An 11,067-nucleotide genomic window follows, 5' to 3' on the forward strand; every position below is an offset into this window, starting at 1 on the left:
AAAAGCTACAATAATACAGATGGTGAAAAAAACAAAGCCATGCAAATCAAGGAAATCATTGAAACATTCCCATATTTCCAACAGCATCCTGAAAATCTTTGGATCCAGCCTCTGCCGGATGACGAGCATGGCCGCTTTAATGTTTTTGCCAGAGTATGCGGGAAAACAAGGAGAACATTGCTGTTTCATGCCCATCTCGATACTGTCGGCACAGACGATTTTGGGGTTCTGAAAGAACATGCCCACAATCCGGATTTTTTGGAAGCGTACTTTTCCAAACATGAAGTTGATGAAAAAGTGAAGGAAGATGCCAGGTCAGGAAAATGGTTGTTTGGCAGGGGATCACTCGATATGCAAAGCGGGATTGCCGTCCATTTAGCCAACCTTTTATATTTTTCCGGAATAGCGGAAGATTTGGAGGGAGACCTTCTGTTTCTGTTCAATCCTGACGAGGAAAGTGAACACGCAGGAATGATTGGAGCCATCGATGAATTGTACCGCCTCAAGGAGGAAGGAACTCAGTTTTTAGCTGCAATCAATAATGATTTTATTTCACCGGTATATGATGGTGATTGCAAGAGATACATTTACACAGGGGCCGCCGGCAAACTGCTGCCTTGTTTTTATATTACAGGGAGAGAGGCCCATGTGGGGGATATTCTAACTTCCATTGATCCAACGCGGATTGCCTCTCTTATTAACTTGAAGGTCAATCAGAATATCGACCTGCTTGAAGACATAGAGGGGGAGTTTGTTCTTCCGCCTTCCTGCCTGTATTTCAAAGACAAGAAGAACGTCTACAATGTGCAGACCCCTTTGGAGACCAGAATTTATTTCAATTACTTCGTTTATGAAAAGACATCAAAGGAAGTGTTGATGAATCTACTTGAAATCACAAAGGAATCTGTGCGCGAATTGGAAGCCTCTTCTAAAGAAAAGTATGAAAGATATCGCAGTCTTCATGGTTTTCCGGAAAGAGAGGTTTCCTGGAAAGTCGAAGTAACCTCATTCGAAGAATTTGTGGCAGAGCTGAAAGAAAAAGGCTTGAATCCTGAAAAGGTGATGAATGAAACACTTGCCAAAATGAAAGGCGAAGACAACCGAGAAATTGCCTTCTCCATTGTTGAAGCATTGCAGCAGCTTGATCCGGAAAAGACACCAAGAGTCATTGTCTTCTTTGCACCGCCGTTCTTGCCGCACAATTATTTGAGCGATGAAAATGAATATGGAAAGAAAGTAAATCAAGTATTAAAAGACTGCTTGAAAAAAACCGCAGAGGATACGGGAGAGGAGTTTGAAATTAAACGATTCTTCCCTTACCTGGCAGATGGAAGCTTTTTATCGCTTCATGAAAGTGATGAAGACATAGAGGCATTCAAGGATAACATGCCGATGATCGAGTCCCTATACCCAGTACCGATTGACCGAATCAGGGAGCTCAATATCCCATCCATCAACATCGGAGTATATGGACGAGATGGACACCAATGGACAGAAAGGGTCTACAAGCCATATTCCTTTTCGACTCTCCCCGGAATTATCAGAGGGGTTACGAAGGAGCTTCTGAAAATAGAATAATGGTTTGCAGCTGACAGCTTTTGTTGTCGGCTTTTTTTTGGGGCGTTGCGAGTGCCGGAGAAACGGAGTGGTGTTTTCAGTTCCATAAGGAGTGGTGTCCTATCAATGTAATTGACCAATGAACAAGCGAAGATAGAGAGGTGTTGGCCCGTAAAGGTGGTTAATAGGCCAATGAGAAAGGAAAACCAGGTGGATGTTGGTCTGAAAAAAGGTGAATTGACCAATGAGAAAGGAAAACTAAAAGGGTGATGGTCTGAAAAAGAGGTAACCAACCCAACGAGAAAGGGAAACCAAGAGGATGCTGGTGTGAAAAAGAGATAACCGCCCCAACGAGAAAGGGAAACCAAGCGGATGTTGGTGTGAAAAAGAGGTAACCGATCCAACGAGAAAGGGAAACCAAGCGGATGTTGGTGTGAAAAAGAGGTAACCGCCCCAACGAGAAAGGGAAACCAAGCAGATGTTGGTCTGAAAAAGAGGTAACCGCCCCAACGAGAAAGAGAAACCAAGCGGATGCTGGTGTGAAAAAGAGATAACCGGTCCAATGAGAAGGTGTAAATCGAGAGGATGCAGGTCTGAAAAAGTATCAATCACCCCAAAAAGAGCAACAACGAGCATTCCGGCTCACGAGCACCAGCAACAGCTCTCAAATATTCCATAAAAAAGTATCACTGTCAGGCTTGCCCCCGAATAAAAACGGGAATAAAGACAAAAAAGAAGCTGAAATCCAGCTTCCCTCATAATATAACGTGTTATTTAGCCCAAGTGATAAGGCTTTTAATATCGAGACGATCTGTTTTTCTGGCTTCTTTGACAGGTTTTCCGATGGTGATTAGCATGATGGGTACATATCGATCGGAAACATCAAAGTCTTCCATTAGTTTTTGCGGGTTGAATCCTCCGATCGGGCAGGTGTCCCAGCCCTTGCCTTTAGCGGCCAGCATCAATTGCATCGCTGCCAATGATGCGTTGCTGAATGCTGCATCCCGAGGGTATTGTTCACGTGAGTAGGCCCCTTCGATTTGTTTTACGAGAATTTCCTTAAGTTCGCTGGACATGTCCCCTTTTTCAATGGAAGGATCAAAAACCGGATCGGCATTTTTGTTGGCTTCTAAATCACCCAGTACAGCAATGACAGCAGAGGCATCAACGATTTGCTGCTGGTTATAGGCGATCGGCAGCAGCTTTTCCTGTGCCTCTTTGTTGTGAAAGGCGAGGAAATGCCACTGCTGGAGGTTCCAGGCAGATGGAGCTCTTCCGGCATATTCGAGGATTTCCACTAATTCTTCTGTAGATATTTCTATAGTCGGATCATAATTTTTGGTCGAGCGTCTTTCTCTCATTGCATCAAAGATGTTTTCCAAGATGATACCCCCCTGAATTGTTTATCAAAATCAATTTATGGTATGTTTTAGTAAGTTAATTACTTTTAGTAATTCAATAGTGTCATCTTATTAAAGCAGGCTCTATACGTCAAGGAAACGCCATAACAGAAGTATATAAATGAGCAGTAAGGCCCATATATGCAGTCTTATTAAATTATTATTTGACAAGCTATCTCATTTTAATAATTCTCCCCTTGCTGTACGCTGAAAAGAAAAATAGTAAAGTCACTGGTCTCACCGCAAAAAAATAATTGATAACTTTCTTGAAGAAAGGATGTTCATTTTGCTTGGAAACAAAGATGAGAAAATATTGGTCATTGTCATGTTTGCAGTCGCATTATTCCTGTTGGCTGCAATATTGAAGAAGTTTTTCTTTTGACGGAAAAGAGGAGGCATATTTGCTTCCTCTTTTTTTACGATGGCTGGCCTTAGACAAGATTGCTTCTGATAAGATAATAGAGGGGGGTAGCTATATGAAAATCAAGACATTAATCCTTGTTATAATGATGTATGCATTGGTATTTGGAGGCTTTTATTCATATTTGAAACTATCGCAGCTAGAGAAGCCTTTATTTCTATCTCATTATTATCAAAAGGAGATCATCAATTCTTCTGTTGACTACATACCAATCCATTATATTACAAATCAAGGTGAAGACTGGCAGTTGACCAATGTGACGTCCGAGGAGCTTCCCGGTCATCTCATTTTTGTGGACCATGAAGACATCCGCCATCAGGAAGGGATTTTTCAGCACAATGAAGCGTATATCCGTATTAAAAATATTGAACAAGACGAGGTAATCTTAAAAGAAATGACCTTTACTTTCTCAAATGGGAAAGTGGTTGAAGCTGATATCGGTGCCATACACTTGAAAACTTCAGAAAGAAAAAGGTCAGGGGAACAAGTTGTTCAAATTTCTGCGGCCGGCAGCAGTAACCAAGGAGAATCTTATTCTTCGCTGAATATTATCAGGGACAGTGAGTTAACGGATATTAACCTGGAATTTAAAGAGGCTCTCTCTCCCGTTTTGAAACTGGGATGGGATACATCTTCAGAAGCTGTAAATCCTGAAGCACTTGAAATCAAGGATATAAAATCCCGAGGTGATAAACAAAAACTTACGGATATAGATCTTCCTATAAAATTAAACGCAGATGACAGTTTGAGAATAAATGCCGTCGTTGATAAAGATTTGATGTATGAAAATGATATCCATGCGATTGAGGCAGATATCACAGGAATGTTTAAGACAGACCAAGGAGAAATAAAGCAGAATTTAATAAGAATCAGCGAACAGCCTTACTTAACCTCCAAGCAGATCAAAGAGCTGAAAAAACTCAGAGAGGAGGAGAACAAGGATGGAAAAGGCAATTAAGCTATTGGTCTGGGGACTTTTATTTTTGCTCATTGATATCAGGATCAACACATTCGATATCTTCCATGATGCTATCGGATATATTTTTTTATTTAGGGGAATGAAATCTCTCCCTCATTCAAAATGGGTAACCTATGCCAAAACGTCCGTTATCATTTTGGCTGTGTTGTCATTAATCGAAATCATCGGGTTTGGCAATATCAATATAAATGATACCAACCGTGATTTCACTTGGGAGATTGCCGCTATAGGAGGGATTTCGATTTTATCGCTGTTCTTTCATATGAATTTGCTTTCTTCCATGTTGGTCATGGCACCGGATAAGGAAGTTCTACGCTCTGTGGGTAAATTCAAACGCGTTTACTTTTCAATCCAATTGATTATCATTCTGACTTTTCCGGCAATACTGCTTTTTAGGGACTGGGTGACGGGGTACCTGCTCATCATCATTGTTACAGGGTTGATTGTTGAAATTATTTATATTGTAAAAATTAATTCTTTCAAACGATATATCTCTTCGGCAGAACACACTTCTTAACAACATGCCTTCAGCATAAAGTGATACAAGGTATGGAAAAGCCTAAAACATGAACAGGCGCGGAGGAGATATGTGGAAGGAATTTAAGGAATTTATCTCAAGAGGAAATGTATTCGATTTAGCCGTTGCTGTCATGATCGGGGCTGCGTTCAGCAAAATCGTCGAGTCCCTGGTCAAAGATATGATAATGCCTGTGATAGGGATCCTGTTTGGCGGGGTTAACTTTGCAGGGCTCAGCTACCGGATCAGGGCAGAAGTGATTTATTATGGAGTTTTCATCCAGACGCTTGTAGATTTCTTTCTTGTGGCAGGCTCGATTTTCCTCATGATCAAAATATTCAACAGGCTGAGGGGAAAAGGGAAATCTTATGAAATCAAATCATCAACTCAATTGGAAGTTCTGCTGGAGATACGTGATTTACTAAAAAAAATGCAGAAAGATAAAGAAGTTGACCATCCTCCAATTCAGGGGAGGAGAACGTCCATACGCTTCAAAAAGAGAGACTGATGCAAAATTACTTTGTGTCAGTCTAATTTTTTTGAAAATTATTGTTTTCGTTCCACTTTTCTGATAATATATTCTTCTGCTCACCAAAACGCCTACATAATTGTCAACTTTCTCCATTGCGGCTGAAATCAAATGAAGGGAGAAATATATGACGAACGAAACTCACAATCACCCCGATTTACCAAAAGAAAAAGACAGACTTGAATTCACCAAACGCTACATTGATGTGGTTATTCAAACGGCCCAAACCAGTAAAGACCAGTTCAAAGAGAATATTGAAAATGCCTTCGGTGATGTCGATTGGCTGGAATCGTCCGCTGCCTATATCGATATCCTGACAAACGCCAGCTTTTTCGAAATGTCGAAGGAAGAGTTGGAAGCGCTTCAAAAGGCAAAAAAGAAGCCCTATTTTGCCAGGATTGATTTCAAACATGATGAATCACCGGAAGAAGAAAGACACTATATTGGGAAAACGTCGCTCTATCAGCGTGAAAACCAGGAACAGATCATTGTTGATTGGAGATCACCGATCGCAAACTTGTACTACGAAGGACGCATAGGTGACGTTTCTTATGAAGCAGAAGACGAAACCTATCATGGACATCTCTCTTTAAAAAGACAGTATATGATCGAAGATGGCAGTCTTGAGGAGATACGCGACATCGATTTGACCACGACAGATGAACTGCTTCAAGAGTCGCTTTCTAAAAGCTCCAGCAACCGTTTGACTGAAATCATATCCACCATCCAGGAAGAACAGAACCGTATCATCCGGGCTGATTTAAATAAACCAATCATTGTCCAGGGTGCTGCGGGAAGCGGAAAGACGACCATTGCGCTTCACAGGATTTCCTATTTCATCTACAACTACAAGCAACACTTCGATCCGCGTCAGCTCATGATTTTAGCACCCAGCAGGCTGTTTATCGATTACATATCTGAGGCGCTGCCTGAACTCGGTGTAGAAAAAGTGAGGCAAACGACGTTCAGTGACTACGTGATGACGTGCCTGGAAAAAGAATTGAAACTAGTGGAAGATAACAAATTGATCCGCTTGATTGAAAAGACGGATGATGAAGGCAAACAGGCAGCCTGGATATCAGGATGGAAAGGATCAAGGGATTTCCGAAAAATTCTGGATGCCTATATAGCCGATATTGAAAGCAGGTTTTATCCGACAGAGGACTTTGTCATTGACAAGTACCGGTTATTTTCTGCTAAGAAATTCACTTCTCTTTTAAAAGAAGATTATACTTACATGCCAATATACAGAAGAGTTGAGAAACTGAAACTCCTGTTGCAGAGTTATGTACGTTCCAATAAAAAGATGATGGTTGAAAAGGTAGAGAATTTTTTTGACGAAAAGATTGAGAAAGCACTTTACCATAAGAAATATGCAGCCAATCGGAAAGAATATATTTCCAAGGCACTGGATAAAAAAGCTGAGCGAATGAAGGAAATCCAGAAAGCGATTCGTACCGGATTGTCTCAGTACATGAAACAGTTCGAGAAGAAGACGCTGGTGCAATACTATCAGGAATTATTTTCCGATTGGGATAAGCTTGTGGAGTATGGGAATGGCCGGATTTCCGTGGAGGAAGCAAGGGAAATTTGCGAATATACTTTAAAAAGATTGAAAAAGAAAACGTTCGAAATGGAGGATCTTGCACCACTTCTATACTTACAGACGGCTCTTTACGGTGTGGATTCTTTTTATAAAGCGAAAAATGTCGTGATCGATGAAGCTCAGGACTACAGTTATATGCAGCTTTACTCGTTGAAAACAGCCCTTCAGACAGACATGTTTACACTCGTCGGCGACCTCGCCCAAGGTATTCATTCATACCGCGGGTTGGAGTCCTGGGAACCTGTGTACAAAGAAATTTTTCCGCGTGCGACTTATACGGAGCTGCAAAAAAGTTACAGGACCACCATTGAAATTATGGAAGAAGCTAATAAACTGCTAAAAAAACTTCCTCATGATTTTCCTCAGGTAAATCCGGTAGTAAGGCACGGCGATAAACCAGAATTCTTTTCCTATGACAAGAAAGAAGAACTAGTAGAAAGGCTGTCTCATCTGATATCAGGATTGAGGGAAGAAGAGGACTTCCAGACATTCGCGGTCATCGGAAAAACAATGAGGGACTGTGAAAAAATAGCCGGACTCCTGGAGGCGAAATTCCCTGGCGGGGTCAAGCTTCTGGCGGAACAGGAAAGCATTCCAAAAGACAGGATCGTTGTCGTTCCTTCTTATCTATCAAAAGGTCTCGAGTTCGATGTCGTCGTCATCACTTCAATAGACGAACAGTATAACGAAGATAACGAGCTTGATATAAAGCTTTTATATGTGGGAATGACCAGGCCGCTGCACAGACTTTACTTCTTTGGTAAAAATAAATCGGATTTTCTATTGGAATAGTTTTCACTTGACCCTTCTTCGTAATTACGGGAAGGGTCATTATTTTAGCATTTTTTTAACAAGGTTTGTAGAATGGACAAAAAGGAGGTAACGAGTTTGGTTAAAAATCTGCAAAGTACTCGTAAGCTGCATAACGGAGTGGAAATTCCGTATGTCGGACTCGGCGTCTATAAAATGGAAGATCATGACGAAGCCGTGAGAGCAATTAAAAATGCAATTGAAATTGGATACAGATCCATCGATACAGCTTCTTTTTACAATAATGAAGTGAGTGTAGGACAGGCTGTGAAAGAATCAGGGGTCAGCAGGGAAGACCTTTTCATTACATCCAAGGTATGGAACGACGACCAGGGATATGATTCCACTTTAAAATCATTTGAAGAGAGCTTGAAGCGGCTTGACATGGGTTACATGGACCTTTATCTGATTCACTGGCCGGTTGCCGGAAAATATAAAGACACATGGAAAGCATTTGAACGCCTGTATGATGAGGGACTCATCAAAGCAATCGGCGTGAGTAACTTCAACCAGCATCATCTGGAAGATTTGATGAAAAACAGTAATGAAAAACCTGTCATAAACCAGATTGAACTTCATCCAAGATTAAGCCAGCAGGCCCTGCGTGACTTTTGTAAGAAGCAAGATATTGCAGTAGAAGCATGGTCGCCGATCGCCCGCGGCAGACTCCTGGACGAGCCCACATTGAACCATATAGCCGGAAAATATAACAAAACAGCGGCTCAGGTTATCCTCCGCTGGCATCTCCAGAACGACACGATCATCATTCCTAAGTCAGTCCGTGAAAGCAGGATGAGAGAAAACATTGACCTCTTCAACTTTGAACTAAGCTTAGAGGACTTGAACCAAATCAACTCCCTGAACATGGATGAAAGATACGGAGCAGACCCGAATACCTTCGACTTCTAAACATCACCGCTTTAAAGCACTAAGAGGGACAGTCCCTCTTAGTGCTTTAAAGTGTTAAAGTGAAAAATAAATTAATTTTCTTATTTGACAGACAAGCAAAATAGGCGATATAATTATCTCGAATTAAAGATAAATACTTTCAAACTAATTGAATTCAAAAAGTTTATTTTAAGCTGTACAGGGAAATGTATGCAGTAGGAATAATGTTTGAACTCTGTGTATTTCGGAAAGAATTTAACCTGTCCAAGGTTAAAAATATATATCAATGAAAAGGAGAGATTTTCAACATGGCTAATATCGCGGTTATTTATTACAGCTCTACGGGAACAAACTATCAGCTTGCACAATGGGCGGAGGCAGCTGCTAAAGAAGCAGGGGCTGAAGTGAAATTATTAAGAGTAGAAGAAATCGCACCACAAGCTGCTATCTCTTCCAACCCGGCTTGGGAGCAGCATCTGGAAAACACAAAAGATGTTCCGGTAGCAACAAATGATGATCTTGAGTGGGCGGACGGAATCATCTTCAGTGTACCTACACGTTTCGGTAACGTTCCTGGACAAGTGAAACAATTCTTTGACGGTACAGGCGGTCTTTGGGCCCAAGGAAAATTAGCCAACAAAGTAGTCAGCGCAATGTCTTCAGCTGCCAACTCGCATGGCGGCCAAGAGCAGACTATCCTTGCCCTTTACACATCAATGATGCACTGGGGAGCAATCCTTGCAGCACCAGGTTACACTGACCCGGCATTATTTGCGGCAGGCGGAAACCCTTATGGCACAAGTGTAACAGTTGACCAGGATGGCAACATGGTTGAGGATGTTGAAGAAGCTGTTAAACATCAGGCAAAACGTACAGTGGCTGTAACAGAAGCTGTTAAAAACGGCTTAAAATAATTCTTGTTAAGAAGGATGTCCTTGTATTAATTAAAAGGAAATAACCTCGTAAGCAAGAAAGAAAACGGTTATTGGAAATTTTTCAAAATACCACAATCTTAAACGTAAAAAAGCAGGTATCCACAAGGGATATCTGCTTTTTTGAGTGTTTGGAGAAGAAAATGTAACTTAACAAATTGTTGTTTCAGCTTTCAAGATTCCTCCATGCTGGTCATCAACTTGAACACTTCCGCTCTCACAGTTTTCTTCATTCTCCCAAATGATAATATACTTGCCCCTTTTGTGATTCACAGACGTTATCGTAACTTCTCCGATAGTGCTGGTGTTACTCTCAATAACAATCGACTCTGCTTGCTTTTGAGTGATTTTGGGGGCTGGATTTGCACAAGCCGTTAAAACAATAAGCGGCAAAATAATTAAGGTAGGCCAAACTCTCTTCATTCATTCACCTTCCTTTTTAAAAAATGCAGAAAACAAGGGAGGCTCATCAAGGAATGGTGCTTCAAAAGCCAACCTTTCCTCAGTCAAAGGATGGTCAAATTCAATATATTTAGCATGAAGTGCCTGCCTGCTGACAATGGGTTTTCCCCCATACAAGGTGTCCCCAGCAAGCGGGTGGCCGATTGAGCTCATATGTACACGAATTTGATGCGTTCTTCCTGTATCGAGGACCAATTGCACCAAGCTGAGGTTCTTCGGTTTATTTTGTTCTAACAGCTGGAAATGGGTGGTTGCAGGCTGGCCGGATGGCGAAACCCTTCTGCGTGTATTATGATGCCTGTCCCGGCCGATGGCTTTCGTGATAGTCCCTTTTTTATTTGTGATTAAACCATGGACAATTGCCCAGTAAGTTCTCTTGATTTTTCTTTCAGCCAGCAACCTGTCCAATATACCCTTCACAAGAGCATGCTTGGCAAAAACGACCGCACCCGTCGTATCCTTGTCCAGCCGGTGAATATGCTGCACGTCCACTTTTTCACCTTTTTGCTGAAGATGCCAGGCAACGGCATTGGCTAAAGTGTCCTTTTCTAAAGAGGGATTGTTTGGATGGGTGTTCATGCCCGCAGGTTTATTGACGATCATCATATGGGCATCTTCATATAAAATATGCAGAGGCATTTCGGCAGGAATCACCCCATATTCTTTTTCGGTTAGAGAAAAATGGAGCTTATCCCCTTTTTTGAGCGGGGTGGTCCAGTTCAGCGGCTGTCCATCCAGTATGATGGCTTTATCCATCCTTAATTGGTGGACCGTTTTTTTGGGTGCCTGCCAAATGTCCCGCATTAAGGCTTCGGCTGTAACATTCTCCCATTTAGGGGGAATAGAAACGACAAAAGCAGGACCTTTATCATATGTATTCATGGAAAAACTCCTTTTTTCGTGTGAATATCGCTTTAATATAGTAAAATAAGCCTTGTTTTTAATTAGTTCTGATGGCACCATGGC

Annotated in this window: 10 protein-coding genes; 7 read left to right on the forward strand and 3 right to left on the reverse strand. The window is 41.5% G+C overall.

The window, feature by feature from the left end; translation table 11 throughout:
* The coding region (locus BSG1_RS17200) for a M20/M25/M40 family metallo-hydrolase (RefSeq protein WP_006838455.1) at positions 1-1,578 on the forward strand (1,578 nt) is incomplete at its 5' end.
* 749 nt (positions 1,579-2,327) lie between these two features.
* Here BSG1_RS17200 and BSG1_RS17205 read toward each other — a convergent pair.
* Entirely contained in the window at positions 2,328-2,945 is a 618-nt protein-coding gene (locus BSG1_RS17205) for a nitroreductase family protein (RefSeq protein WP_198008256.1), read from the reverse strand.
* Between the two features lie 488 nt (positions 2,946-3,433).
* Between BSG1_RS17205 and BSG1_RS17210 the strand changes: the two genes are divergently transcribed.
* The 6 genes from BSG1_RS17210 (at position 3,434) to wrbA (ending at position 9,621) form a co-directional block, all read left to right on the forward strand.
* Entirely contained in the window at positions 3,434-4,336 is a 903-nt protein-coding gene (locus BSG1_RS17210; protein ID WP_006838459.1) for a hypothetical protein, read from the forward strand.
* Positions 4,320-4,874, forward strand: coding sequence for a hypothetical protein (locus BSG1_RS17215; protein WP_006838460.1), 555 nt, complete (start codon positions 4,320-4,322; stop codon positions 4,872-4,874). Before BSG1_RS17210 ends, BSG1_RS17215 begins: the two co-directional genes overlap by 17 nt.
* A gap of 70 nt (positions 4,875-4,944) precedes the next feature.
* Complete coding sequence (gene mscL / locus BSG1_RS17220) at positions 4,945-5,382, forward strand: large conductance mechanosensitive channel protein MscL (RefSeq protein WP_044023095.1); 438 nt, start codon at positions 4,945-4,947, stop codon at positions 5,380-5,382.
* 148 nt (positions 5,383-5,530) lie between these two features.
* Positions 5,531-7,801, forward strand: a complete 2,271-nt coding sequence (gene helD / locus BSG1_RS17225) for an RNA polymerase recycling motor HelD (RefSeq protein ID WP_006838462.1) — start codon at positions 5,531-5,533, stop codon at positions 7,799-7,801.
* 96 nt (positions 7,802-7,897) lie between these two features.
* Positions 7,898-8,728, forward strand: coding sequence for an aldo/keto reductase (locus tag BSG1_RS17230; RefSeq protein WP_156791521.1), 831 nt, complete (start codon positions 7,898-7,900; stop codon positions 8,726-8,728).
* 287 nt (positions 8,729-9,015) lie between these two features.
* A complete protein-coding gene (gene wrbA, locus BSG1_RS17235; RefSeq protein ID WP_006838464.1) occupies positions 9,016-9,621 on the forward strand; it encodes an NAD(P)H:quinone oxidoreductase in 606 nt (201 codons plus the stop codon).
* Positions 9,622-9,789: 168 nt separating this feature from the next.
* Here wrbA and BSG1_RS17240 read toward each other — a convergent pair whose 3' ends face one another.
* Positions 9,790-10,062, reverse strand: coding sequence for a hypothetical protein (locus BSG1_RS17240; RefSeq protein WP_006838465.1), 273 nt, complete (start codon positions 10,060-10,062; stop codon positions 9,790-9,792).
* Complete coding sequence (locus tag BSG1_RS17245) at positions 10,063-10,983, reverse strand: RluA family pseudouridine synthase (RefSeq protein WP_044023096.1); 921 nt, start codon at positions 10,981-10,983, stop codon at positions 10,063-10,065.
* Between the last annotated feature and the right edge of the window lie 84 nt (positions 10,984-11,067).

This window comes from Bacillus sp. SG-1 (assembly GCF_000181495.1).
Taxonomy (GTDB): domain Bacteria; phylum Bacillota; class Bacilli; order Bacillales; family Bacillaceae_B; genus Rossellomorea.

Excerpts from the sequence above, each read along its gene's own strand:
- BSG1_RS17245 (WP_044023096.1), bottom strand. The coding sequence starts at position 10,983 with ATGAATACATATGATAAAGGTCCTGCTTTTGTCGTTTCTATTCCCCCT.
- BSG1_RS17215 (WP_006838460.1), top strand. The coding sequence starts at position 4,320 with ATGGAAAAGGCAATTAAGCTATTGGTCTGGGGACTTTTATTTTTGCTC.
- mscL (WP_044023095.1), top strand. The coding sequence starts at position 4,945 with ATGTGGAAGGAATTTAAGGAATTTATCTCAAGAGGAAATGTATTCGAT.
- wrbA (WP_006838464.1), top strand. The coding sequence starts at position 9,016 with ATGGCTAATATCGCGGTTATTTATTACAGCTCTACGGGAACAAACTAT.
- helD (WP_006838462.1), top strand. The coding sequence starts at position 5,531 with ATGACGAACGAAACTCACAATCACCCCGATTTACCAAAAGAAAAAGAC.
- BSG1_RS17210 (WP_006838459.1), top strand. The coding sequence starts at position 3,434 with ATGAAAATCAAGACATTAATCCTTGTTATAATGATGTATGCATTGGTA.
- BSG1_RS17240 (WP_006838465.1), bottom strand. The coding sequence starts at position 10,062 with ATGAAGAGAGTTTGGCCTACCTTAATTATTTTGCCGCTTATTGTTTTA.